At 71.9% G+C, this 23017-nt stretch carries 24 protein-coding genes and 1 pseudogene; 12 read left to right on the top strand and 13 right to left on the bottom strand.

What is annotated here, in order from left to right; genetic code table 11:
- Positions 1 to 4 precede the first annotated feature (4 nt).
- Positions 5 to 1216: a 2-C-methyl-D-erythritol 4-phosphate cytidylyltransferase gene (gene ispD / locus ASG83_RS06745; protein ID WP_055858445.1), complete on the bottom strand. Its 1212-nt coding sequence runs from the start codon at positions 1214 to 1216 to the stop codon at positions 5 to 7.
- A gap of 3 nt (positions 1217 to 1219) precedes the next feature.
- On the bottom strand, positions 1220 to 1702 hold the full coding sequence (locus tag ASG83_RS06740) for a CarD family transcriptional regulator (protein ID WP_055858442.1): 483 nt from the start codon (positions 1700 to 1702) through the stop codon (positions 1220 to 1222).
- 212 nt (positions 1703 to 1914) lie between these two features.
- On the opposite strand from ASG83_RS06740, the gene ASG83_RS06735 reads away from it, so the two are divergent.
- Positions 1915 to 2394, top strand: coding sequence for a hypothetical protein (locus ASG83_RS06735; protein ID WP_156710971.1), 480 nt, complete (start codon positions 1915 to 1917; stop codon positions 2392 to 2394).
- A 60-nt stretch (positions 2395 to 2454) separates the two neighbouring features.
- Here ASG83_RS06735 and ASG83_RS06730 read toward each other — a convergent pair whose 3' ends face one another.
- Both ASG83_RS06730 and ASG83_RS06725 read right to left on the bottom strand, forming a co-directional pair.
- Entirely contained in the window at positions 2455 to 3135 is a 681-nt protein-coding gene (locus ASG83_RS06730) for a response regulator transcription factor (RefSeq protein ID WP_055858436.1), read from the bottom strand.
- Positions 3132 to 4295 carry a cell wall metabolism sensor histidine kinase WalK gene (locus ASG83_RS06725; protein ID WP_055858430.1) on the bottom strand — a complete coding sequence of 388 codons (1164 nt, stop codon included), beginning with the start codon at positions 4293 to 4295 and terminating at the stop codon, positions 3132 to 3134. The genes ASG83_RS06730 and ASG83_RS06725 overlap by 4 nt, the downstream gene beginning before the upstream one ends.
- Positions 4296 to 4456: 161 nt before the next feature.
- Between ASG83_RS06725 and phoU the strand changes: the two genes are divergently transcribed.
- Together phoU and ASG83_RS06715 are read left to right on the top strand one after the other, a co-directional pair.
- Positions 4457 to 5110 (top strand): phosphate signaling complex protein PhoU, encoded by a 654-nt coding sequence (gene phoU, locus ASG83_RS06720; protein WP_055858427.1) that lies wholly within the window; start codon positions 4457 to 4459, stop codon positions 5108 to 5110.
- A 66-nt stretch (positions 5111 to 5176) separates the two neighbouring features.
- Entirely contained in the window at positions 5177 to 5971 is a 795-nt protein-coding gene (locus tag ASG83_RS06715) for a hypothetical protein (RefSeq protein ID WP_055858425.1), read from the top strand.
- Positions 5972 to 6003: 32 nt separating this feature from the next.
- Here ASG83_RS06715 and ASG83_RS06710 read toward each other — a convergent pair whose 3' ends face one another.
- The 3 genes from ASG83_RS06710 to ASG83_RS06700 are packed head-to-tail and all read right to left on the bottom strand — an operon-like array spanning position 6004 to position 7980.
- On the bottom strand, positions 6004 to 6681 hold the full coding sequence (locus tag ASG83_RS06710; RefSeq protein WP_055858424.1) for an enoyl-CoA hydratase/isomerase family protein: 678 nt from the start codon (positions 6679 to 6681) through the stop codon (positions 6004 to 6006).
- Positions 6682 to 6728: 47 nt separating this feature from the next.
- A complete protein-coding gene (locus ASG83_RS06705; RefSeq protein WP_055858422.1) occupies positions 6729 to 7217 on the bottom strand; it encodes a hypothetical protein in 489 nt (162 codons plus the stop codon).
- A 19-nt stretch (positions 7218 to 7236) separates the two neighbouring features.
- Positions 7237 to 7980, bottom strand: coding sequence for a phosphoglyceromutase (locus ASG83_RS06700; protein ID WP_055858419.1), 744 nt, complete (start codon positions 7978 to 7980; stop codon positions 7237 to 7239).
- A 44-nt stretch (positions 7981 to 8024) separates the two neighbouring features.
- Between ASG83_RS06700 and ASG83_RS06695 the strand changes: the two genes are divergently transcribed.
- Complete coding sequence (locus ASG83_RS06695; RefSeq protein WP_055858417.1) at positions 8025 to 8870, top strand: hypothetical protein; 846 nt, start codon at positions 8025 to 8027, stop codon at positions 8868 to 8870.
- A 12-nt stretch (positions 8871 to 8882) separates the two neighbouring features.
- Here ASG83_RS06695 and ASG83_RS06690 read toward each other — a convergent pair whose 3' ends face one another.
- The 4 genes from ASG83_RS06690 to ASG83_RS06675 all read right to left on the bottom strand — a co-directional run bounded on the left by ASG83_RS06690 (position 8883) and on the right by ASG83_RS06675 (position 12182).
- The gene (locus ASG83_RS06690) at positions 8883 to 9992 is read right to left on the bottom strand and encodes an aromatic acid exporter family protein (protein ID WP_055858414.1); all 1110 of its coding nucleotides are present in this window, start codon (positions 9990 to 9992) and stop codon (positions 8883 to 8885) included.
- Between the two features lie 46 nt (positions 9993 to 10038).
- Positions 10039 to 11196, bottom strand: coding sequence for a folate-binding protein YgfZ (locus ASG83_RS06685; RefSeq protein ID WP_055858411.1), 1158 nt, complete (start codon positions 11194 to 11196; stop codon positions 10039 to 10041).
- On the bottom strand, positions 11186 to 11782 hold the full coding sequence (locus ASG83_RS06680; RefSeq protein WP_055858408.1) for an FABP family protein: 597 nt from the start codon (positions 11780 to 11782) through the stop codon (positions 11186 to 11188). The genes ASG83_RS06685 and ASG83_RS06680 overlap by 11 nt, the downstream gene beginning before the upstream one ends.
- Before the next feature lie 133 nt (positions 11783 to 11915).
- Positions 11916 to 12182, bottom strand: coding sequence for a hypothetical protein (locus tag ASG83_RS06675; RefSeq protein WP_055858406.1), 267 nt, complete (start codon positions 12180 to 12182; stop codon positions 11916 to 11918).
- Positions 12183 to 12232: 50 nt separating this feature from the next.
- Here ASG83_RS06675 and ASG83_RS06670 point away from each other — a divergent pair, with 50 nt between their 5' ends.
- Positions 12233 to 12916, top strand: a complete 684-nt coding sequence (locus ASG83_RS06670) for a winged helix family transcriptional regulator (RefSeq protein WP_055858404.1) — start codon at positions 12233 to 12235, stop codon at positions 12914 to 12916.
- Positions 12917 to 12925: 9 nt separating this feature from the next.
- Here ASG83_RS06670 and ASG83_RS06665 read toward each other — a convergent pair whose 3' ends face one another.
- Both ASG83_RS06665 and ASG83_RS06660 read right to left on the bottom strand, forming a co-directional pair.
- Entirely contained in the window at positions 12926 to 13336 is a 411-nt protein-coding gene (locus ASG83_RS06665) for an arsenate reductase ArsC (protein WP_055858400.1), read from the bottom strand.
- Positions 13337 to 13399: 63 nt separating this feature from the next.
- Entirely contained in the window at positions 13400 to 14293 is an 894-nt protein-coding gene (locus ASG83_RS06660) for a metalloregulator ArsR/SmtB family transcription factor (protein ID WP_235451348.1), read from the bottom strand.
- 35 nt (positions 14294 to 14328) lie between these two features.
- Between ASG83_RS06660 and ASG83_RS06655 the strand changes: the two genes are divergently transcribed.
- From ASG83_RS06655 to pstB, 7 genes and pseudogenes are all read left to right on the top strand, one after another.
- Complete coding sequence (locus tag ASG83_RS06655) at positions 14329 to 15615, top strand: MFS transporter (protein ID WP_055858399.1); 1287 nt, start codon at positions 14329 to 14331, stop codon at positions 15613 to 15615.
- Between the two features lie 50 nt (positions 15616 to 15665).
- On the top strand, positions 15666 to 17861 hold the full coding sequence (locus ASG83_RS06650) for an RNA degradosome polyphosphate kinase (protein WP_055858396.1): 2196 nt from the start codon (positions 15666 to 15668) through the stop codon (positions 17859 to 17861).
- Complete coding sequence (locus ASG83_RS06645; RefSeq protein WP_055858393.1) at positions 17858 to 18823, top strand: NUDIX domain-containing protein; 966 nt, start codon at positions 17858 to 17860, stop codon at positions 18821 to 18823. The genes ASG83_RS06650 and ASG83_RS06645 overlap by 4 nt, the downstream gene beginning before the upstream one ends.
- 130 nt (positions 18824 to 18953) lie before the next feature.
- Positions 18954 to 20054 carry a phosphate ABC transporter substrate-binding protein PstS gene (locus ASG83_RS06640; protein ID WP_055858391.1) on the top strand — a complete coding sequence of 367 codons (1101 nt, stop codon included), beginning with the start codon at positions 18954 to 18956 and terminating at the stop codon, positions 20052 to 20054.
- 139 nt (positions 20055 to 20193) lie between these two features.
- A pseudogene (gene pstC / locus ASG83_RS06635) lies at positions 20194 to 21009 on the top strand (phosphate ABC transporter permease subunit PstC); the annotation flags it as partial.
- A gap of 68 nt (positions 21010 to 21077) precedes the next feature.
- On the top strand, positions 21078 to 22163 hold the full coding sequence (gene pstA, locus ASG83_RS06630) for a phosphate ABC transporter permease PstA (protein ID WP_055858386.1): 1086 nt from the start codon (positions 21078 to 21080) through the stop codon (positions 22161 to 22163).
- 31 nt (positions 22164 to 22194) lie between these two features.
- On the top strand, positions 22195 to 22974 hold the full coding sequence (pstB, locus tag ASG83_RS06625; protein ID WP_055858382.1) for a phosphate ABC transporter ATP-binding protein PstB: 780 nt from the start codon (positions 22195 to 22197) through the stop codon (positions 22972 to 22974).
- Positions 22975 to 23017: the final 43 nt, after the last annotated feature.

Raw genomic sequence — 23017 nt, 5'->3', positions numbered from 1 at the left:
CAGCCTATCGGCGGGTGTCGGCGGCGGGAGGGTCGGCGCTCGCGGCGAGCAGCGCGGTCGCGACGGCCGTGACGCCTTCGCCGCGGCCGGTGAAGCCGAGCCCGTCGCTCGTCGTGGCGGCGACGCTCACGGGTGCGCCGACGACACGGGAGAGGTGCGCCTCGACCTCGTGGCGGCGCGGCGCGAAGCGCGGGCGGCGCGCGACGATCTGCACCGCGACGTTGACGACGGCGAAGCCGGCCGCGCGCACGAGCTCGAGCGAAGCGGTGAGGAACACCTCGCCGCGCGCGTCGGCGAAGCGCGGGTCGTCGACGCCGAAGCGGGAGCCGATGTCGCCGAGCCCGGCCGCCGACAGCAGTGCATCGCACACGGCGTGGCTGATGGCGTCGCCGTCGCTGTGACCGGCGAGGCCCGGCTCGTCCGGCCAGTGCAGCCCGCCCAGCCACAGCGGAGCGCTCTCATCGTAGGCGTGCACGTCGATGCCGATGCCGGTGCGCAGCGCGGGGCGCTCGGCACCGAGCAGCTGCTCGGCCCGCCGGAGGTCCCACGGCGTCGTGATCTTGAAGCCGCGCGCATCGCCCTCGACGACGACGACGGGATGCCCGGCGGCGCGATGCACGCCCGTGTCGTCGGTGTGGTCCGCAGCCGCCTGCGCGAGCGCCTCCCGGTAGAGCTCGAGCGGGAAGCCCTGCGGCGTCTGCACGATCGCGAGATCGGAGCGGTCGACGGGCTCGACGACCCGGTCGTCGACGTCGCGGCGCGCGATCGTGTCGACGACGGGAAGCACCGGCACGACGCCCACGCCGTCGGCGCGGACGCGCGCGACGACGCGCTCGAAGACCGCGACGGGCTGGAGGGCGCGCGCTGCGTCGTGGATCAGGACCTCGCGCGTGCCCTCGGGCAGGGCAGCGAGCCCGGCGCCGACCGACTGCTGCCGGGTCGCCCCGCCCGTGACCACGCTCACGCTCGCGACGGCCGGGCCGGCCACGCGCGACGCGATCGCGACGGCCTCGTCGCGGTGCGAGGCGGGAGCGACGACGACGATCGTGGCGGGCTCGGCGAGCGCGAACGCCGCTTCGAGCGCGTGCTCGAGGAGCGTGCGCCCGCCGACCGCGACGAACGCCTTCGGCTGCGGATGCCCGAGTCGGGTTCCGCTGCCCGCGGCGACGATGACGATGCCGACCGCGGGAGCCGCGGACGGATCAGCGGGCGTCACGGGTCAGGACGCGAGGACCTCGTCGAGGACGCTCGAGGCCTTCTCCTCGTCGGTCTTCTCGGCGAGGGCGAGCTCGGAGATCAGGATCTGACGCGCCTTCGCGAGCATCCGCTTCTCGCCCGCGCTGAGGCCGCGGTCCTGATCGCGGCGCCAGAGGTCGCGGACGACCTCCGAGACCTTGATCACGTCGCCCGACGCGAGCTTCTCGAGGTTCGCCTTGTAGCGACGCGACCAGTTGGTCGGCTCCTCCGTGAAGGGGGCGCGCAGGACCTCGAAGACCTTGTCGAGGCCCTCCTGCCCGATCACGTCGCGAACGCCGACGAGGTCGACGTTGTCAGCAGGAACCTCGATCGTGAGGTCGCCCTGGGTCACGTTGAGCTTGAGATAGAGCTTCTCTTCGCCTCGGATGGTTCGGTTCTTCACTTCGATGATCGTCGCGGCCCCGTGATGGGGGTAGACGACGGTCTCGCCGACCTGGAAAAGCATGGATGGTGGTCCTTCCGCAGAACCTTGATTCTACCACAGGCATTTCTCAGCATCCCCGGGTGGGTCGCGCCCCGACGTCGCCCCGTGCGCGCGGTAGAGAGTCCGCGACCTGGCTAGACTGGGGGAGGTCGCTCCTGGGCAGACGGAGGTTTCGCGCCGGCGACCGCCGACTCGACGGGCTCTGGAGGCTATTCGTGAAAAACCGCTGGGCGATGACGACTGCCCTTGCCGCGGCACTGATGGTGGGCACGAGCGGGTGCACCTTCGGCGCCGCGATCGCCACGAACATCCCCTACTCCCCCAGCGACGGCACCGGCACCGTGGTCGGCGACATCGCCGTCCGCAACGCCCTCCTCATCACCGACGACGGCGACCGGCTGAACCTCGTCGTCTCCCTGGTCAACCGGGGCGAGGCCGATCGGGCCGTCACCGTCCAGTGGGAGGGCGCGAGCGGTCGCGAGAGCGAGCGAATCCTCGTCGACGGCAACGACACCGCGCAGCTCGGTGGCCCCGACGAGCCCCAGATCATCATCGAGGGCGTCGACGTCACGCCCGGCTCGCTCTACCCGGTCTTCTTCCAGTACGGCGACGAGCCCGGCAGCGAGCTCCAGGTTCCCGTCCTCGACGGCACCCTGCCGGAGTACGAGCTCTACGTGCCCGAACCCGCCACCGGGCCCCAGCCGGGCAACTGAGCGCGGCCGGCGCGCGCGGCCCGATCGATGGGGCTGCCCCTGCCGGGCATCCGCCGCCCGCTACGCCTCGAAGCGGTAGCCGAGCCCTCGAACCGTCAGCAGCAGCTGCGGGTTCGAGGGGTCGGCCTCGATCTTCGAGCGGATCCGCTTGACGTGCACGTCGAGCGTCTTGGTGTCGCCGAAGTAGTCGGCGCCCCACACGCGGTCGATGAGCTGCCCGCGCGTGAGCACGCGGCCGGCGTTGCGCAGCAGCAGCTCGAGCAGCTCGAACTCCTTGAGCGGCATGGCGACCTCGCGCCCGTTGACGCTCACCTGGTGGCGGTCGACGTCGACGCGGACTCCCCCGGCCTCGAGGACGCCGTCGTCGATGTCGTCCTCGTCGACCCGGCGGCGCAGAACGGCCCGGATGCGCGCGAGGAGCTCGCGCGTCGAGTACGGCTTCGTCACGTAGTCGTCGGCGCCGAGCTCGAGCCCCACGACGATGTCGACCTCGCTGTCCTTCGCCGTCAGCATGATGATCGGCACGCTCGACCGCTGGCGGATCTCGCGGCACACCTCGGTGCCCGGAAGTCCCGGGAGCATGAGGTCGAGCAGGATCAGGTCGGCGCCCGCCCGATCGAACTCGGCGAGGGCCGCGGGGCCGTCCTCCGCGACCGCCGTCTCGTACCCCTCGCGGCCGAGGAGGTAGGCGAGGGGCTCGCTGAGCGAGGGCTCGTCGTCGACGATGAGGATTCGGGTCATGAGCGTGCTTTCGACGGGAGGGACGTGGTCGGGGAGTCCGCGGTCGCCCGCGGCAGGAGGAGCGTGAAGGTCGAGCCGTGGCCGGGCTGCGACCAGACCCGCACGTCGCCGCCGTGGTTCTGCACGACGTGCTTGACGATGCTGAGGCCGAGGCCCGTGCCGCCCGTCGCGCGGGCCCGCGCCTGGTCGACGCGGAAGAAGCGCTCGAAGACGCGGTCGAGATCCTCCTCGGGGATCCCGATGCCCTGATCGGTGACGGCGATCTCGACGATGTCGTCGTGCGCGGTCACGCCGATGCCGACGCGCGACGGCGAGGGCGAGTACTGCACCGCGTTGATGATGAGGTTGTGGACGGCGGTCACGAGCATCCCCTCGTCGCCCCACACGCGCTCGCCGCTCGCGGCGCCGGAGACGAGCGAGATCCGGTTCGACTCGGCGGCGACGCGGTTCTGGTCGATCGCGGCCTGGATGACGCGGTCGACCTCGACCACCTCGGGATCGGCGAGGGCGTCGGCCGCCTGCAGCCGGCTGAGCTCGATGATCTCCTGCGTCATGTGCGCGAGCCGCTTGGACTCCTTGCTCATGCGCTTGGCGAAGCGCCGCACCTGCTCGGGGTCGTCGGAGGCCTGCTCGAGCGCCTCGGCGAGCAGGCTGATCGCCCCGATCGGCGTCTTGAGCTCGTGGCTGATGTTGGCGACGAAGTCGCGACGCACCGCCTCGAGGCGCACCGACTCGGTGCGGTCCTCCGCGAGCAGCAGCACGAAGCGCGTGCCGAGCCGCGCCACGCGCACCGTGAGGTGGATGCTCGCATCGCTGAGCGGGCCGCGCGCGATGTCGACGTCCTCGGTCAGCGGATCGCCCGAGCGCCGCACGCGGTCGACGAGCTCGATGAGCGGGGCGTGCACGAGCGAGCGCTGCCACACGAGGCCGAGGGTCAGCGCCCCCGGGCTCGCGTTGACGACGTTGTTGCTCGGGTCGAGCACGACGCCGGCCGACTCGAGCACCTCGAGCACGTGGCCGACGCCGTCGGGCACCGCGGTCGACACCACTTCGGCCGCGACACGACCGCGCCGGGCTGCGGCGACGACCGTGGCGACGGCGCCTCCCCCGATGATCGCGCCCAGAAGCAGCGCGAGGGGCACCAGCAGTGCCGAGTCCATGAGGACTAGATTAGACACCAGTCACCGCCCCGGATCGCCGGGGAGGGGGGCCCGGGCACCGGAGACCCAGAGTTCATCCTCGGGTCACCTCCCGTTCACCGGCGGTGGCCAGTGTGGGCCGCGACTGTGCGCCCCGAGAGACAGAGCTAGGACGTGACCTGATGCGCGAAGTTTTCCAGCAGGAGCTGCGAGAGGTGCAGGAGCGCCTGGTCGAGATCTCGACCCTCGTCGCCATCTCGATCGAGAACGCCACGCGCGCCTTCACCGAGTCGAACGTCTCGCTCGCCGAGACCGTCATCGCCGACGACGACAAGATCGATGTGGCCGCCGCCGAGCTCGACGAGCTCGCGATCAACATCCTCGCCCGTCAGCAGCCGGTCGCCCGCGACCTGCGCATCGTCGTGAGCGCGCTGCGCATCAGCGCCTCGCTCGAGCGCATGGGCGACATGGCCGAGCACATCGCCCAGCTCGCCCGCTACCGCTTCCCCGAGAAGGTCGTGCCGAAGAGCCTGCGCCCGACCTTCGCCGAGATGGGCCAGATCGACGTGCAGATGGCGCGCATGCTCGTCGAGCTGCTCAGCACGGAGGACGTCACGATCGCCGAGGCGATCCGCAACGAGGACGACAAGGTCGACGCCCTCCACCTCAGCGTCTTCGACAAGGTGCTCGGCGAGACCTGGAAGGGCCAGGCCGTCGACACGGTGGACGCGACCCTCGCCTCGCGGTACCACGAGCGCTTCGCCGACCACGCCGTGTCGATCGCGAAGAAGGTCCAGTACCTCGCGACCGGCGACTGGGTGCCCCAGGGCGCCTGACTCTCACGACGGGCGGCGGCGCCGTGCAGGCGGCGTCGCCTGCGACTCCTGAGCTAGTCTCAGCGGATGCCCCGCCTCCCGCTCCTCGTGCCGGTCTCGCTCGCCGCCGTCGCGGGCGTGCTCGCGGGCGTGCTCGCGGGATGCGCGCCCGCGCTCAGCGAGGGCGAGAGCCGAGCGCTCACCCTCGCTGAGCGCGTCGCCATCGGCATGGCCGACGACGTCACGCGCAGCCGCGTGGTCGTGGGCCTGCCGATCGAGCGGCTCGCCGCCGAGATGCTCACGGACCCGCGGCTGCCCGACGACCCCGGCGTGCGACCCGATTCCTTCACCATCGACGTGCTCGACTGGGGCGGCATCACGTCGTGGACGGACCCCGGCTTCATCGATCTGCGCATCCGAGCCGACGTGGACGCCGGCCAGGGCGAGGCCAGCGGGTTCATCCCGACGCAGACGTTCCCGGCCGGCGAGGCGACGGCCTGCTTCCGCGTGCTGATCCCCGTGGCCGGTGACGACCTGAGCGCCGGCGTCTCGCGCGAGGAGTGCGTGGCCGGCGCAGTGGCCCGCACTCCCGCGGGAGCGGAGACATTCGCACTGCCGCCCGACGCGCGTGAGCGCGTGAGCGCGCTGCTGCTGAGCGACGCGCCGCTGAGCGAGGCGTGGACGCTCTTCGACGCGCCCGTCACGGTCGACGCGCGCGTGATCGAGGGGCGACGCGTGATCGCGGCACGGGGCAGCGACGTCGAGGACTGCATCGTGCTCGCGCTCGTCGACGGAGTGGTGACGGAGATTCCGCTCACGCGCGAGCAGCGGATGCCCGGCGAGATCGGCTGCGTCGCCGACGCCGTCCGGCTTCTCGACTGAGGCCCTCCCCCTCGGGCGAACCACAACGCCTCTCAGCTCGGGGAGCGGAACATCGCCGCGAAGCGGTCGAGCGACGACTGCAGCGCGTCGTCGTAGCCGAGCTCGGCGAGCTCGTAGAACGCGCGACGGCCCGCCGCAACGGCAGCGCCGCCGCGCGCCGCTCCCTCGAGCCACGCGACGACCGCCGGTTCGACCTCGGCCGGCTCGCGCACGGCGTTCACGAGGCCCACCTCGCGCGCCCGCTCGGCCGTGAACGGCTCGCCGCAGCCGATGTTCTCCATCGCGAAGCGCGCCCCGATGCGGTGCACGATCGGAACCTGCGCGATCATCGGCCAGACGCCGACGCTCACCTCGACTGTGCCCAGACGCGCGGTCGGGGTCGAGACGGCGTAGTCGCAGACGGCGACGATCGAGGCTCCCGACGCCACGGCATCCCCGTTCACCGCGGCGGCGATCGGGGTGCGGAGGGTCGGGAAGACGCGGAGCAGGCTCACGAGGGCCGACGCGAAGGCGACCGGGTCGGCGCCCGCGCGGATCGCGCCGACGTCGAGGCCGCCGCAGAAGCTCCCGCCCGCGCCGGTGAGGAGGATGCCCGTGACCTCCGGGTCGGCGTCGGCGTCGAGGATGCTCCGCTCGAGCCCGGCCATGACGGCCGGGTCGAGCAGGTTCGGGCCAGAGCCGCTGATCTCGATGCGAGCGATGCGCGTCATGGTGGGGCCTCTCTGCACTAGCGGACGGTGACTGACGGTTCCCGCTGCTACAGCAGCGGGAACTGATCCACGACGCGGACGCGGTCGGGGTCGCCGTCGGGCGCGAGGTCGAGCACCGCGACGGCGCGGAGCTCGAGGCGCTCGCCGCGCTCGATGCGGCCCGCGCGGTCATCCGACTCGGCGGCGACGGCCACGAACGGCCGGTAACGCCGCCCCACCGTGGACGGGTCGACGACGCGGACCCCGAGATCTCTGAGGTCGACGACGAGCGCGAGGTGGGCATCCGCCAGATCGCCGTCGTCGACGACGAGCGTCGCCTCGACCTCGTCGGCGCCCACGAGCTCATCGTCGCCGCCGCGCGCGACGAAGACGCCGTGGCTCGAGTACGCGGCCTCGACCGCCGAGACGACCTGGTCGAGGTCGGCCTCGGTCGATGCGGCGCCGAGCAGGCTCACGTGCAGAGGCACCTCGTCGGGCTCGAACTCGGCCTCGAGCGCGACGTCGTCGAGGAAGGCGACGACTGCGAAGCGCAGCATGGGCGCGGGGCGCTCTCGGCTACTTCTTGCCCTGGCTCGCGACCGCGGCGGCGCCCGCGGCGGCCGCCTCCGGGTCGAGGTACTCGGCCGGCTTGACCGGCATGAAGTCGTCGCCGAGCTCGTACACGAGCGGGATGCCCGTGGGGATGTTGAGGCCGGCGATGTCGTCGTCGCTGATGCCGTCGAGGTGCTTCACGAGCGCGCGCAGCGAGTTGCCATGAGCCACGACGAGGACGGTCTCGCCGGTCGCGAGGTCCTTCGTGATGTCGCTCTCCCAGTAGGGCAGCATGCGGTCGATGACGAGCTTGAGGCTCTCGGTGCGCGGCACCTCGCCGTCGATGCCGACGTAGCGGGGGTCGTGGACCTGGCTGTACTCGGCGTCGTCGGCGAGCGGCGGCGGCGGGGTGTCGAAGCTGCGGCGCCAGGTCATGAAGAGCTCCTCGCCGTGCTGCTCGAGGGTCTCCGCCTTGTTGAGGCCCTGCAGCGCGCCGTAGTGGCGCTCGTTGAGGCGCCAGCTGCGCTTGACCGGCAGCCAGTCGAGGTCGGCGGCGTCGAGCGCGATGTTCGCGGTCTGGATCGCCCGCTTGAGGAGGCTCGTGTAGAGCATGCGCGGCGCGAGGCCCGACTCGGCGATGAGCTCGCCGGCCCGGTGCGCCTCGGCGCGGCCCTGCTCGGTGAGCTCGACATCCACCCAGCCGGTGAAGATGTTCTTCTCGTTCCAGACGGAGTGGCCGTGGCGGAGCAGGATGAGCGTGTGCGACATGGGATCCAGCCTAGCCAGCGCCGGGCATCCGCGAGAATGACGGCATGACGGCGACGCGGGGGGCGAGGGGCCGCATCACGCGCGGCACGACGGGCGTCAACCGGCTGCGCCGCATGGACCGCTGGATCGCCGCCCACCCCGCGCTGCGCCACGCGGCCGACCCGCTCGTCGTCGACCTCGGCTACGGCGCCTCGCACCGCACCCCGCTCGAGCTGCTCTCGCGGTTGCGCGCCGTGCGGGCCGACGTCCGGGTCGTCGGCATCGAGATCGACCCGGCGCGCGTCGCCGCCGCCGCGCCGTTCGCGCGCGACGGGCTCGCCTTCGCGGTCGGCGGCTTCGAGGTGCCTCTCGCGGGGGATGCCCGGCCCGCCGTGATCCGCGCCGCGAACGTGCTGCGGCAGTACGACGAGGCCGAGGTCGCCGAGGCGTGGGCGACGATGCTCGCGCGGCTGCACCCCGGCGGACTGCTGCTCGAGGGCACGTGCAACGAGGTCGGCCGGGTCGGGAGCTGGGTCGGGCTGCGGGCCGCGGGGGTGCCGGGGCTGGAGTCGCCGGGGCCCGAGACCTTCACGATCTCGCTGCACCTCGACTCGCTCGCCGACGCCGGCGGGCCGTCGGTCGTCGCCGAGCGGCTGCCGAAGGCGCTGATCCACCGCAACGTGCCGGGCGAGCGCGTGCACGAGCTGCTGCGGGCGCTCGACGCGCAGTGGGCGCGGCACTCTCCGCTCGCGACCTTCTCGGCGCGGCAGCGCTGGGTCGCCGCGGTGCAGGGGCTGCGCGATGCCGGCTGGCCCGTGCGCGACGGGGTGACGCGCTGGCGGCTCGGCGAGCTGACGCTGCCGTGGGCTGCGGTCGCGCCGCGCGACGGCGCACTCGCGCTCGAGGCGTAGGCGCGGCGTCCGCTAGATCGGCGGGAGCGCCTGCCGCGCCTGCTCGGGCGTGAGCCCGACGGTCACGAGCACGTCGAACACGAGCGAGCGCAGCAGCACGACGATGACCTGGTCGGGCACGGTGACGGCACCCGGCACGAGCTCGGGGGCGAGCTCGCCCGCCATCGCGAGCCCGAGCAGTCGCGCGCGATCGCGCTCGGCCGGGTCGTCCACCGAGCCGCCGAGCGCCCGCACGATCACGGCCGACTCGTCGAGCAGACCCGCGAGCCCCGGGCGCTCGACGCCGTCGCGCACGAGGATGTCGACGCGGCGCGCGATCGAGCGCACGTGGCGGGTGACGAGGTCGGCGGCGGCCAGCTGGGCCGACTCGGCCGCGAGCCGTGCGCGCCCGCGACGCAACCACGGCGAGTACGCGGCGACGGCGCGGGCCGAGTCGAGGGTCTGCGTCCACTCGTCGATGAGGGGCTGCGTGCGGCGGCTGCGCGCGAGCGCGAGGTCGGCGGCGGGCTCGTCGCCGCGCCGCAGCGCGTCGGCGAGGCCCGTGAGCGACTGGTCGAGCACCGAGAAGAGCGCGCGCGACTCCCCGCGCGAGCGCAGCACGTCGAGTCGCGGGATCAGCGCGGTGATCGCGAGCGCCACGACCGCCCCGACGAGGCCGTCGAGCACGCGCGCGAAGACTCCGCCCTCGGGCGCCGGCAGCACCGCCACGAGCATCGACTGCACGCCCGCGGCGATCGCGAACGCGGCCGAGGGCGACAGGGCTCGGGCGATCACGAGCGTCACCGCGAGGATCACCGCGATCTGCCACACCCCCTGGCCGAGCACGAGGACGAGCACCGCGGCCACGGCGATGCCCACGGAGATGCCGACGACGACCTCCGCGACCCGGCGCGGGCGGGCGTCGCGCGCGAGCCCGAGGGCGGCGATCGTCACCGTGACCGCCACGAGGGGCAGCTCGTGCCCGAGCCCGTAGGTCGCGACGGCGTAGGCGGTGACGGCCGCCACGACGATCTGCGCGATGGCCGGCAGCGAGCGCACGACGCGCTGGGCGGCCATGCGGGCATCCATGCGGCGACGGATGCTGCGCTCCAGCCGCGCCATCGCATCGCGGTTCTCAGCCATCGCCGCCTCCGCGGGCCGCGCGCGCCGACACGTTCACGGCTCGACGCTAGCGGCGGACGGCGCCGAGGCGCGGGATCCGCGGAACCCCCGCGGTCGCCCCCGCCTCGGGCGGCACGACGACCTCCTGGGCGGCGGCGATCTCGGCGGTCTCGCCCGTGGGGGCGCCGTCGGCGCCGGGCACCTCGGCGGTGACGACGAGCGGTGCGTCGACCGCGAGGGAGCGCTTGACGACGGCGAGCGCGATCGGCCCGAGGTCGTGGTGGCGGGCGGCGGCGGTCACGCGGCCGACCTCGGTTCCGGCGCTCCGCACGGGCGATCCGGGCGCGGGCAGCAGCGAGAGCGTGCCGTCGAGGTGGAGCATGACGAGGCGGCGCGGCGGGTGCCCGAGGTTGTGGACCTTCGCGACGGTCTCCTGCCCGCGGTAGCAGCCCTTCGACAGGTGCACGGCCGAGCGCAGCCAGTCGAGCTCGTGCGGGATCGACCGCTCGTCGAGGTCGGTCTGCCGCGGCCGCCACGCGGCGATGCGGAGCGCCTCGAGCGCGAGCGAGCCGGCGACGTGCGCGAGGCCGGCGCCGAGACCCGCGACGAGACCGGGGAGCGAGCCGCGCGGCACGAGCAGCTCGACCGCCGGGAACTTCGCCCCGGGGTGCGTCTCGACGCCCGCGTACTGCCAGCCGCCCGGCTGCACCGAGCCCCACGGGTCGTGCCACACGAGCGGCACGCCGTTCGGGGCGGCCGCCGACACCAGCAGCGACGAGCCAGACGGCTGCAGCTGCCCGACCGTCGCCCAGTCGGCCGACGCGTCGGCGACCTCGACGCGCATCATGAACCGCATGCGGTCGAGCCACGCGGCGAGCGGCGCGGCCTGCCCGCCGTCGACGAGCAGCCACGCGGTCGTGCCGTCGTCCATGAGGCGGATGCTGTGCTCGAGGTGCCCCTGGGGGTCGAGCAGCAGGGTCTCCGCGCTCGCTCCCGGCGCGAGCTGCCCGACGGCCTGCGAGGTGAGCGAGTCGAGCCAGCGCAGGCGGTCCTCGCCCGTGACGGTCACGACGCCGCGGTCGGAGAGGTCGACGATCGCACGGCCCGCGCCGAGCATCCGCTGCTCGGAGACGGGGTCGCCGTAGTGCGCCGCGGTGACGACCGGGGCGTCCGGCGAGCCGGCGACCGCGCCGGGCAGGGTCAGGAACGGGGACTCAGTCGACACGGGTCAGCGTCCCCGAGGCGTGGGTGCGGAGGTCGTTGCCGAGCGCGGCGATGTCCCACGCCCACAGCAGTCGGTCGTCGACGAGACCGTAGAGGCGCGTGGCCGCGGCGTACTCCTTCGCGCTCGCCGAGCGCATGACGGCGTCGGTCTGCAGGTCGATGCGCGGGCCGTTCACGGTGCCGAGGTAGAGCTCGCTCACGCCGCCGGGGTGGATGAGCGCGACCTCGATCTCGAAGTCGCCGCGCGTCGTGCGGAGCGACTCGACCGACTCGGCGGTCGGGTACGGGCGATCACCGACACCGGGCAGGAGGCCGGGGCCCGGGTCGCCCGGCAGCGACGGACGATGCAGTCGCCAGTAGCCGGCCTCGGCGTTGAGGGGAGTGACCGCCTCGTCGAGGATCCACGTCGTCGACGAGTAGTTCAGGTACGGCAGCCCGTCGTGGCTGAAGCTGACGCGCTGGCCGAACTCGTGCTCGCGCGTCGTGCCGGCGTCGTCGTAGTGGACCACGCCCGTGCCCTCCCAGACCCCGATGAGCCACGAGAGGGGGGCGAGCTCGGCGGGCAGGCTCGTGTCGAGATTGAACACGACGCCGCCGACGTCAGCGCTGGCCGCGGTAGAGGTTGCGCAGCACCACGATGGACACGCCGCCGATCGCGAGCGACGCCAGAGCGAGCAGGCCGAGGAAGAAGATTTCGATCGCGAGCAGCATGCGCTCAGTCTACGCGCTGGGGACTGTGAGAATCATCGCGAACGAGGCGATCGCGAGGATCACCACGACGCCCGTCACGCTCACGAGCATGCGCTTCACGAGGCCGTCCTTCGACTGCAGGCTCACCTGCACGAGGAAGGTCAGCAGCAGCGCTCCGGCGCCGATCACGGGCACCGACGGCAGCCACACCGCGGGCCGACCGAGCACGACGAGGACGACGAGACCCACGATGACGGCCACCCAGACGGGGATCGCGGTCGCGAGAGTCCGGCGCATCCCCCCATGTTAGAGCGCTTGTAGACTGAGCCGGACACCCTGGAGGACGAGTGGCTCAGCTGTTGATCCTGACCTCGCAGGTGAACAGCGACGTTCTGCCCGCGCTAGGACTCCTCAGCCACCGGGTCCGCATCATCCCGGCGGAGCCGGCGGCTCTCGTCGGAGCGCCCTCGGCCGACGCGATCATCGTCGACGGCCGCACCGACCTCGCCGCCGCCAAGGGCCTGTGCAAGATCCTCGCCGCGACCGGCGCCGGCTCGCCGCTCCTCCTCGTGATCACCGAGGGCGGCCTCACGGCGGTCACCGCCGAATGGGGCATCGACGACGTCATCCTCGACGCGGCGGGGCCCGCCGAGGTGGATGCCCGGCTCCGCATCGCCATCGGCCGCCAGTCGCGCGATACCGGGTCCAGCATGATCAAGGCCTCCGGCGTCGTCATCGACGAGGCCAGCTACTCGGCGAAGGTGCACGGGCGCACGCTCGATCTCACCTTCAAGGAGTTCGAGCTCCTCCGCTTCCTGGCCGCGAACCCCAGCCGCGTCTTCACGCGCGAGCAGCTGCTGAGCGAGGTGTGGGGCTACGACTACTTCGGCGGCACCCGCACCGTCGACGTGCACGTTCGACGCTTGCGCGCGAAGCTCGGCGACATGGAGTCGCTCATCGGCACGGTGCGCAACGTCGGCTACCGCTTCACCCTCCACGAGGAGGAGGCCGCGGAGCGCGTCGACTCGTAGTCGCAGGGCTCAGCCGGGGAGGATCTCGCCGAGGAGCACCTCGATGCGGCGCTTGATCTCGTCGCGGATGGGGCGCACCGACTCGATGCCCTGGCCGGCCGGGTCGTCGAGCTCCCAGTCCTCGTAGCGCTTGCCGGGGAACACCGGGCACACGTCGCCGCAGCCCATCGTGATGACGACGTCGCTCTCCTGCACCGCCTCGGTCGTGAGGACCTTCGGCACGTTGTGCGCGATGTCGATGCCCTCCTCGGCCATGGCGTCGATCGCGACGGGGTTGATCTGGTCCTTCGGCGCCGAGCCCGCGGAGAGCACCTGCACGCGGTCGCCCGCGAGGTGCTGCAGGTAGCCCGCGGCCATCTGCGACCGGCCGGCGTTGTGCACGCACACGAAGAGAACGGTGGGGATGCTGTTGTCGCTCATACCCGTAAGCATAGATGGTGGTCTATGCGATTTCCACTCGCTGCCGGACGATTCACCGGCTGTTCACGCGAGGGAGTCGAGCAGCCCCCGTACGCGGGCGTCGATGTCGTCGCGGATCCGGCGCACCTCCTCCAGCGGGCGCCCCACCGGGTCGTCGACCGCCCAGTCGAGGTAGCGCCGGCCCGGGTAGACGGGGCACGCGTCGCCGCAGCCCATCGTGACGACGACGTCGGCGGCGCGCACGGCCTCGTCGGTGAGCGGCTTCGGGAACTCCCCCCCGAGCGGCACGCCGATCTCGTCGAGCGCCGCGACGACGGAGGCGCGCACCGCCTCGGCGGGAGCCGAGCCGGCCGTGCGCACGCTCACGCGCTCGCCGCCGAGCTGGCGGAGGATCGCCGCGGCGAGCTGCGAGCGCCCCGCGTTCTGCACGCAGACGAAGAGCACTTCGAGGGGCCGGTCGGCCTCATCGCGGCGATCGACCGCGGCGAGCGCCGCGAGGCGATCGGCCGCGAACCGTGCGGTGAGCGAGGGCAGGAACCGCGTGATGCGGGCGCCGTCGGCGAGGAGGTCGTAGCTCTCGAGCACGTAGCGCTCGACCGTGCCGCGCGAGAAGGTCCCCTCGAAGCGCAGGGCGAGGTCGCCGATGATGCGCTGCAGGACGTGGCCGGTCATCCGCGCGGCCGGCGCGGCGTCGAGCACGTCGGCGACGCGATCGAGCTCCTCCGGCGCGACGGAGTACCAGACTCGTCGCCCCTCCGGCTCGCCCGTGACGAGGCCGAGATCGCGCAGACGCGCCATGTGGTGCGAGACGGTGGGCTGGGTGAGCTCGAGCGCGTCCGCGAGCGCCCCGACGGTGGCGCGCCCGTCAGGGGCGGAGAGGAGGCGCCGGAGGATGGCAGCGCGCGTCGGGTCGGTGAGCGCGCGCAGCGCGCCATCCGTCATCGCCTCGCCACTCATAGACGACAGTCTATCGACGGGCGTAGCATCGCACCATGAACCGCCCGACTCCGCGCCGCGTCGAGGGGACGTACTACGCGCTCACGCTCGGCAGCACGCTCGCGGCGTCGTTCATCTGGGGCATCAACACGCTCTTCCTGCTCGACGCCGGGCTCACCAACCTCGAGGCGTTCGCGGCCAATGCGTTCTTCACCGCGGGCATGGTGATCTTCGAGATCCCGACCGGAGTCGTCGCCGACACGCTCGGCCGCCGCGCCTCGTACCTGCTCGGCACACTCACCCTCGCCATCACGACCTTCGCCTACTGGGTGATGTGGGTGCAGCAGGCGCCGTTCTGGGCGTGGGCGATCGTCTCGGTGCTGCTCGGTCTCGGCTTCACGTTCTTCTCCGGCGCCGTCGACGCGTGGCTCGTCGACGCCCTGCGCGCGACCGGCTACCGCGGCGCGCTCGAGACCGTCTTCGGCCGCGCGCAGGTCGTCGCGGGCGTCGCGATGCTCACGGGCTCGGTCGCCGGCGGCGTCATCGCCCAGGCGACCGACCTCGGCGTGCCGTTCCTCGTGCGCGCGGGCGTGCTCGTGGCGATGCTCGTGATCGCGGCCGTGCTCATGCGCGACCTCGGCTTCACGCCCGTCCGCGGAGCGACGCCGATGGCCGCGGTGCGCGACGTCATGCGCTCGTCGGTGCGGCACGGGCTCGGGCGGCCGCCCATCCGCTGGCTCATGATCGCCTCGCCGTTCACGACGGGCGTCGGCATCTACGCCTTCTACGCGCTGCAGCCCTACCTGCTCGAGCTCGGCGGGGATGACGGGGCATACGCGCTCGCGGGCCTCGCGGCCGCCGTCATCTCCGGCGCCTCGATCGCGGGCGGAGCGCTCGCGCCGGTCGTCCGCCGACTGGTCCGCCGCCGCACGACCCTCCTGCTCGTGTCGGCCGCGACCTCCGCGGCGGTGCTCGTCGCGTTCTTCTTCGTCCGCGAGCTGTGGGTCGCGATCGCGCTGCTCGCGGCGTGGGGCATCGCCTCGTCGATCGGCCAGCCGGCGCAGCGCGCCTACCTCAACGACATGATCCCCTCGGCGCAGCGCGCGACCGTGCTCTCGTTCCACTCGCTCCTCGGCAGCGCGGGCGGCGTCGCCATCCAACCCGCCCTCGGCCGCGCGGCCGACGTCGGCGGCTACGGATTCTCGCTGCTGTGGGGCGGAATCATCTCGACGGTCGCGATCCCGTTCCTCGCCGCGAGCCGCGCGCAGCACGACCCCGCCGACACGGCGGTCGCGCCGGGCGAGGTCGTCGGCGACGAACCGTCGCCCCGGCCCGCCGACTGAGCGACGACGCGGAACCCCGGCCGGGCATCCCGCCCTGGCATGATGTGCCCATGCAGGACGAGGAGTACCGCACCGATTCGAGCTACCAGGTCGATGGGGGCGTCGGGGGCGACTTCCTCGACGACTGGGACGAGACCACGAGCGTCGACGACGGCACGCTGCCCGTCGAGCGGTACCTCGACCGCGAGCTGAGCTGGCTGCGCTTCAACCAGCGGGTGCTCGAGCTGGCGGAGGACCCGTCCGTCCCGCTGCTGGAGCGCGTCAACTTCCTCGCGATCTTCGCCTCGAACCTCGATGAGTTCTTCATGGTCCGCGTCGCGGGCCTCAAGCGGCGCATCGTCACCGGACTCGCCGTGCCGACCAACATCGGGCGGGCGCCGGCGGATGTCCTCGCCGACATCAATCGGACGGCCCTCGAGATGCAGCACCGGCACGCCCTCTGCTTCCACAGCCTCGTGAAGCCCGAGCTCGACGATGCGGGCATCCACATCGAGAACTGGGCGGACCTCGACGAGGCCGACCGCATCCAGGTCGATCAGACGTTCTCGAAGCAGATCTTCCCCGTCCTCATGCCCCTCGCGGTCGACCCCGCCCACCCCTTCCCCTACATCTCGGGGCTCTCGCTCAACCTCTCGGTGCGCGTGCGCAACCCGAAGACGGAGAAGGTCGAGTTCGCGCGCCTGAAGGTGCCGCAGGTGCTGCCGCGCTTCGTGCCGCTGCCGGACGACGGCTCGGGGCTGCAGCGCTTCCTCACGCTCGAGGACCTCATCTCGAACCACCTCGGCGAGCTCTTCCCCGGCATGGAGATCCTCGAGCACCACGAGTTCCGCGTCACCCGCAACGAGGACGTCGAGATCGAGGAGGACGAGACCGAGAACCTCATCCAGGCCCTCGAGCGCGAGCTCCTCCGTCGGCGCTTCGGCCCGCCCATCCGCCTCGAGATCACCGACGACATGGACGACCTGACGCTCGGCCTGCTCGTGCGCGAGCTCGGCATCACCGAGCAGGAGGTCTACCGCCTGCCGGCGCCGCTCGACCTCGGGGGGCTGTTCGAGATCTCCAAGATCGACCGCCCGCACCTGAAGTACCCCAAGCACGTGCCCGTCACCCCGCTGCAGCTGCAGCCGATCGAACCGAACGCGACGCCCGACCTCTTCCGCGCGATCGGACGCTCCGACGTGCTCGTCCACCACCCCTACGAGTCGTTCGCGACGAGCGTCCAGGCCTTCCTCGAGCAGGCCGCGCGCGACCCGAACGTGCTCGCCATCAAGCAGACGCTCTACCGCACGAGCGGCGACAGCCCCATCGTCGAGGCGCTCATCGACGCCGCCGAAGCGGGCAAGGCCGTGCTCGCGCTCGTCGAGATCAAGGCGCGCTTCGACGAGCAGAACAACATCGAGTGGGCGCGCAAGCTCGAGAAGGCCGGCGTGCACGTCGTCTACGGCCTCGTCGGCCTCAAGACCCACTGCAAGCTCGCGCTCGTCGTGCGCCAGGAGAAGAACGGCGAGCTGAAGTACTACTCGCACGTCGGCACCGGCAACTACAACCCCAAGACCAGCCGCATCTACGAGGACCTCGGGCTCTTCACCGCCGACCAGCAGGTGGGCAAGGACCTCACGCGGCTGTTCAACGAGCTCTCCGGCTACGCCATCGAGAAGAAGTACAAGCGCCTGCTCGTCGCGCCGCGCTACCTGCGCCGCGGGCTGCTGCGCGGCATCAGCGGCGAGATCAAGGCCGCGAAGGAGGGGCGCGAGTCGGGCATCCGCATCAAGGTGAACTCGCTCGTCGACGAGGCGATCATCGACGCGCTCTACCGGGCCAGCAACGCCGGAGTACCGGTCGACATCGTCGTGCGCGGCATCTGCGCGCTCGTGCCCGGGCTCGAGGGGGCGAGCGAGAACATCCGCGTGCGCAGCGTGCTCGGCCGCTACCTCGAGCACTCGCGCATCTTCTCCTTCCGCAACGGCGGCGAGCCGAACGTGTGGATCGGCAGCGCCGACATGATGCACCGCAACCTCGACCGCCGCATCGAGGTGCTCGTGCGCCTCACCGACCCCGTGCACCTCGCCCAGATCGACGCGCTCTTCGACCTGTCGATGAGCGAGGCGACGAGCGCCTGGACGCTGCAGCCCGACGGCGAATGGCAGCGCCGGCACCGCGACGAGAAGGGCCGCGCCCTCGCCGACATGCAGAATGTGGTCATGGCCACCGTGACCGCACGCCGACGGCTCGGCGGCGCCCGATGACCCCGACGGATGCCCGGCCCGAGCTCGCGACCGACACGGTCGTCGCGGCCGGCGCCGTCGTGTGGAAGCTCGTCGACGGGAAGGTGCGGGTGCTGCTCGTCCACCGCACGCAGCACAAGGACGTCACGATCCCCAAGGGGAAGGTCGACCCGGGCGAGACGCTGCCGCAGACCGCGGTGCGCGAGATCCAGGAGGAGACCGGGTTCGACGTCGACCTCGGCGCCCCGCTGGGCTCGGTCGAGTACACGCTGCCGAACGGGCGCCCGAAGATCGTGCACTACTGGTCGGCCGAGGTCGACCCAGGCGCCGCCGAGCGGCACAGCTACGAGGCCAACGGCGAGATCCTCGCCCTCGAGTGGCTGCCGATCGCGAAGGCCGCCAAGCACCTCACCTACGAGCACGACGCCGACGTGCTCGACCGCTTCGCCGCGCAGGTCGAGGCCGGTCACGCGCGCACCTTCGCGCTCGTCGTGCTGCGCCACGGCAAGGCCACGCCGCACGAGCAGTGGGACGGCCCCGATCACACCCGGCCGCTGCTGCACCGCGGCATCGAGCAGTCGCTGTCGGTCGCCGGGGGCATCGCCGCGTACGGCCCGGAGCGGCTCGTCTCGTCGACCGCGGCCCGCTGCCTCTCGACGATCGGACCGACCGCCGCGATCACGGGCCTCGACGTCAAGGCGTCGGCGACGCTCAGCCAGGACGCGTGGACGGGCGACGGCGCCCGCGTGAGCGCCGCCGTGGCCAAGCGGATCGCCAAGCGCCAGTCGGTCGTCATGTGCTCGCACGGCCCGGTCATCCCGCAGATCATCGAGGCCGCGGCATCCCTCGGCGGCGCGACGATCACGCGCGACCTGCGGCGCAGCGCCGCCCTCGGCACGGGCGAGTTCTCGGTGCTGCACTTCTCGCTCGAGAGCGAGACCCCCTGGCTCGTGGCGGTCGAGACGCACTCCTCGGGGCTCTAGCGTTCCCCGCTCGTTCACCTTCCGTTCACCGACGAAGGCGACGGTGGACACCAGCGCTTCGTAGCGTCGGTCCTCGTGCGGCATCCCTTGCGCCGCGCAGAACCCGTCACCGATCCCCGAAGGGAACACAGTGAACATCACGCGTGCGAGCGGCTTCACCGCTCTCATCGCCGCCAGCGCCATCGTGCTGAGCGGATGCGCCGCCAACGAGACCGGCGGCGCCGCGCCGGAGGAGACCGAGGGCGCACCGTCGCTCGAGGGCACCCTCGTCGGCGCGGGCGCCTCCTCGCAGCAGTCGGCCCAGGAGGCCTGGGTCGCCGCATTCCAGGACGCCAACCCCGAGGTCACCGTCGAGTACGACCCCTCGGGCTCCGGCGCCGGACGCGACACCTTCATCGCGGGCGGGTCGGCCTTCGCCGGCTCCGACCGCGCGTTCAACGACGAGGAGATCGCCGCGGGCGAGTTCGGCCGCTGCGTGCCCGAGTCGGGCATCGTGGAGATCCCCGCCTACGTGTCGCCGATCGCCGTCATCTTCAACCTCGAGGGCGTCGACTCCCTCAACCTCGACCCGGCCACCATCGCGGGCATCTTCGCGGGCACGATCACCAACTGGAACGACGAGGCCATCGCGTCGCAGAACGAGGGCGTCGAGCTCCCCGACCTCGCGATCACGCCCGTCCACCGCGCGGATGACTCGGGCACGACCGAGAACTTCACCGGCTACCTCTTCGAGGCGGCGGGCGACGTCTGGACCGCCGAGCCCGACGGCGTGTGGCCGTTCGAGTCCGGCGAGGCCGCTCAGGGCACCTCCGGCGTCGTCGACGCCGTCACCAACGGCACCGGCACCATCGGCTACGCCGACGCGTCGCGCGCCGGCGACCTCGGCACCGTCGCGGTGAAGGTCGGCGACGAGTACGTTCCGTTCTCGCCGGAGGCCGCTGCCGCCGTCGTCGACGCCTCGCCGTTCGTCGAGGGCCGGACCGAGGGCGACCTCGCCATCGAGCTCGACCGCGCGACCGACGCCTCGGGCGTGTACCCGGTCGTCCTCGTGAGCTACCTCATCGGCTGCGTCGAGTACCAGGACGCCGCCGACGCCGAGCTCGTGTCGGCGTACTTCAGCTACATCATCTCGGAGGAGGGCCAGCAGGCCGCCGCCGAGGCCGCCGGTTCGGCGCCCATCTCGGACACGCTCCGTGAGCGCGCGACCGCCGCGGTCGAGCTGATCGGCTAGTTCCACATCACTCCTGCCGGGCGCGGGCGCCTCTCGCATTGTGCGAGGCACCCGCGCCCGGCAGACTGTCCAGGGGAATTCCCCCGGCAGCACCATCCGCCCCCGCGTCACGCAGCGCCCCGAGCGAGGACACTCTCCGATGACCGCACTGGGAACCCCGCCCAGAATCGCAGCCAAGCAGCGCCCCGGCGACCGCGTCTTCGCCGGCTCCGCCGTCCTCGCCGGATCCCTGATCCTCGCGACCCTCGCCCTCGTGGCGGCGTTCCTGGTGATCCAGAGCGTTCCCGCGGTCACCGTGCCCGCCGACCAGCTGAGCATCCTCGGCGGCGACACCTTCCTCGAGTACGTCGTCCCGCTCGTCTTCGGCACCGTCTGGGCGGCCCTGATCGCCCTCGTGCTCGCCGTGCCCGTCTCCCTCGGCATCGCGCTCTTCATCTCGCACTACGCTCCCCGGCGGCTCGCCGAGGGGCTGGGCTACGTCATCGACCTGCTCGCCGCGGTGCCCTCCGTGGTCTTCGGCCTCTGGGGCGGCAACGTTCTCGCTCCCGCCATCCAGCCCGTCTACACCTGGCTGTGGGAGAACCTCTCCTTCATCCCGCTCTTCGCCGGACCTCCCTCGGGAACCGGCCGGACCGTCCTCACCGCGGGCATCGTCCTCGCCGTCATGATCCTGCCGATCATCACGGCGCTCTGCCGCGAGGTCTTCCTGCAGACGCCCGTGCTGCACGAGGAGGCCGCGCTCGCGCTCGGCGCGACGCGCTGGGAGATGATCCGGATGACCGTCCTCCCCTTCGGCCGCCCCGGCATCATCTCCGCCGTCATGCTCGGCCTCGGCCGCGCGCTCGGCGAGACGATGGCGGTCGCGATGGTGCTCTCCGCGACCGGCGTCATCACCGTGAACCTCATCAGCTCGATCAACCCCTCCACGATCGCCGCGAACATCGCGCTGTCCTTCNCCCTCGTCGTCAACGCCATCGCGCGCGTCGTCGTCAATCGCCGCAAAGACTTCTCCGGAGCCAACTGATGACCGCGACCACCGCGATCCGCACCGACGAGTCCAACTCCTTCGCCTCCGGCCGACTGCCGAGAGCCGCCCCGTGGTGGGTGCTCGCCGCCTGCCTCGCCGCCTCCGCCGCCGTCTTCGCACTGCTCGGGGCGGGCGCGCCCATCGCCGAGTTCAACATCGTCGGCACCGTCTTCATCGGCATGGTCGCCTACACGATCGTCATCGTCGCGATCGCTCGACTCGTGGAAGGCCAGCGGCGGGCGACCGACCGCTTCGTCACGACACTCGTCACCCTGGCGTTCGTGATCGCGCTGCTGCCGCTCATCTCGCTCGTCTTCACCGTCATCACCAACGGCCTGCCCCGGTTCGACCTCGAGTTCTTCACCTACTCGATGCGCAGCATCGTCGGCGAGGGAGGCGGCGCCATCCACGCGATCGTCGGCACCCTCCTCATGACGGGCACCGCGGCTGTCATCTCGATCCCCATCGGCCTGATGGCCTCGATCTACCTCGTGGAGTACGGCCGGGGCCGCCTCGCGCGGGCGATCACGTTCTTCGTGGACGTCATGACGGGCATCCCCTCGATCGTGGCCGGCCTGTTCGCCTACGCCGTGTTCAGCGCGCTGCTCGGGCCGGGCGAGCGCCTCGGACTCGCGGGCGCGATGGCTCTCGCCGTCCTCATGATCCCCGTGGTCGTGCGGTCCTCGGAGGAGATGCTGCGGCTCGTCCCGAACGAGCTGCGCGAGGCCGCGTTCGCGCTCGGCGTGCCGAAGTGGCTCATGATCGTCAAGGTCGTCCTCCCGACCTCCATCGCCGGGATCACGACCGGCATCATGCTCTCGATCGCTCGCGTGATCGGCGAGACCGCACCGCTGCTGATCGCCGCCGGATTCACCAACAACCTCAACTACGACCTGACGGAGGGCCGCATGCAGTCGCTGCCGGTCTTCGTCTACACCTCCTACGTGGCCCAGGGCACCGACGCGCAGGCCTACCTCGATCGCGCGTGGGCCGGAGCGCTCACGCTGATCCTGATCGTCATGCTGCTCAACCTCATCGCCCGCCTCGTCGCCCGCCAGTTCGCTCCGAAGCTCGGCCGCTGAGCCACCCCACCGGATAGGAAGCCCTCGCACCGTGTCCAAGCGCATCGAAGTCAACGACCTCAACGTCTACTACGGCAAGTTCAAGGCCGTGGAGGACATCACCATGACCATCGAGCCCCGGAGCGTGACCGCCTTCATCGGCCCGTCGGGGTGCGGCAAGTCGACCTTCATCCGCACGCTCAACCGCATGCACGAGGTGATCCCCGGCGCGTACGTCGAGGGCGAGGTGCTCGTCGACGGCGACAACCTCTACGGCCCCGGCGTCGACCCCGTGCTCGTGCGCCGCCAGGTGGGCATGGTGTTCCAGCGCCCCAACCCCTTCCCGACGATGTCGATCCGCGACAACGTGCTCGCCGGCGTCACCCTCAACAACCGCCGGATCTCCAAGTCGGACGCCGACGACCTCGTCGAGAAGTCGCTCCAGGGCGCCAACCTCTGGAACGAGGTCAAGGACCGCCTCGACCGCCCCGGCTCCGGCCTCTCCGGCGGTCAGCAGCAGCGCCTCTGCATCGCGCGGGCGATCGCCGTCGAGCCCGAGGTGATCCTCATGGACGAGCCCTGCTCGGCGCTCGACCCGATCTCGACCCTCGCGATCGAGGACCTCATCGAGGAGCTCAAGCTCGAGTACACGATCGTCATCGTCACCCACAACATGCAGCAGGCGTCGCGCGTGAGCGACCGCACGGCGTTCTTCAACATCGCCGGCACCGGCCAGCCCGGGAAGCTCATCGAGTACGACGACACCCGCGTGATCTTCTCCAACCCCAGCGTCAAGGCGACCGAGGACTACGTCTCCGGCAAGTTCGGGTAGTCGGACGCCGCGCACACGACGACGGGCCCGGGAGATCCTCCCG

Source organism: Yonghaparkia sp. Soil809 (assembly GCF_001429705.1).
Taxonomy (GTDB): Bacteria; Actinomycetota; Actinomycetes; order Actinomycetales; family Microbacteriaceae; genus Microcella.
Note: the sequence above shows the minus strand (reverse complement) of the source record. Positions and strands in the feature narration are given on the sequence as shown.

Excerpts from the sequence above, each read along its gene's own strand:
- ASG83_RS06665 (WP_055858400.1), bottom strand. The coding sequence starts at position 13,336 with ATGAGCGACAACAGCATCCCCACCGTTCTCTTCGTGTGCGTGCACAAC.
- ASG83_RS06650 (WP_055858396.1), top strand. The coding sequence starts at position 15,666 with ATGCAGGACGAGGAGTACCGCACCGATTCGAGCTACCAGGTCGATGGG.
- ASG83_RS06715 (WP_055858425.1), top strand. The coding sequence starts at position 5,177 with ATGCCCCGCCTCCCGCTCCTCGTGCCGGTCTCGCTCGCCGCCGTCGCG.
- ASG83_RS06705 (WP_055858422.1), bottom strand. The coding sequence starts at position 7,217 with ATGCTGCGCTTCGCAGTCGTCGCCTTCCTCGACGACGTCGCGCTCGAG.
- ASG83_RS06655 (WP_055858399.1), top strand. The coding sequence starts at position 14,329 with ATGAACCGCCCGACTCCGCGCCGCGTCGAGGGGACGTACTACGCGCTC.
- phoU (WP_055858427.1), top strand. The coding sequence starts at position 4,457 with ATGCGCGAAGTTTTCCAGCAGGAGCTGCGAGAGGTGCAGGAGCGCCTG.
- ASG83_RS06675 (WP_055858406.1), bottom strand. The coding sequence starts at position 12,182 with ATGCGCCGGACTCTCGCGACCGCGATCCCCGTCTGGGTGGCCGTCATC.
- pstA (WP_055858386.1), top strand. The coding sequence starts at position 21,078 with ATGACCGCGACCACCGCGATCCGCACCGACGAGTCCAACTCCTTCGCC.
- ASG83_RS06740 (WP_055858442.1), bottom strand. The coding sequence starts at position 1,702 with ATGCTTTTCCAGGTCGGCGAGACCGTCGTCTACCCCCATCACGGGGCC.
- ASG83_RS06730 (WP_055858436.1), bottom strand. The coding sequence starts at position 3,135 with ATGACCCGAATCCTCATCGTCGACGACGAGCCCTCGCTCAGCGAGCCC.
- ASG83_RS06645 (WP_055858393.1), top strand. The coding sequence starts at position 17,858 with ATGACCCCGACGGATGCCCGGCCCGAGCTCGCGACCGACACGGTCGTC.
- ASG83_RS06690 (WP_055858414.1), bottom strand. The coding sequence starts at position 9,992 with ATGGCTGAGAACCGCGATGCGATGGCGCGGCTGGAGCGCAGCATCCGT.
- ASG83_RS06695 (WP_055858417.1), top strand. The coding sequence starts at position 8,025 with ATGACGGCGACGCGGGGGGCGAGGGGCCGCATCACGCGCGGCACGACG.
- ASG83_RS06700 (WP_055858419.1), bottom strand. The coding sequence starts at position 7,980 with ATGTCGCACACGCTCATCCTGCTCCGCCACGGCCACTCCGTCTGGAAC.
- ASG83_RS06660 (WP_235451348.1), bottom strand. The coding sequence starts at position 14,293 with ATGAGTGGCGAGGCGATGACGGATGGCGCGCTGCGCGCGCTCACCGAC.
- ASG83_RS06710 (WP_055858424.1), bottom strand. The coding sequence starts at position 6,681 with ATGACGCGCATCGCTCGCATCGAGATCAGCGGCTCTGGCCCGAACCTG.
- ASG83_RS06725 (WP_055858430.1), bottom strand. The coding sequence starts at position 4,295 with ATGGACTCGGCACTGCTGGTGCCCCTCGCGCTGCTTCTGGGCGCGATC.
- ASG83_RS06735 (WP_156710971.1), top strand. The coding sequence starts at position 1,915 with ATGACGACTGCCCTTGCCGCGGCACTGATGGTGGGCACGAGCGGGTGC.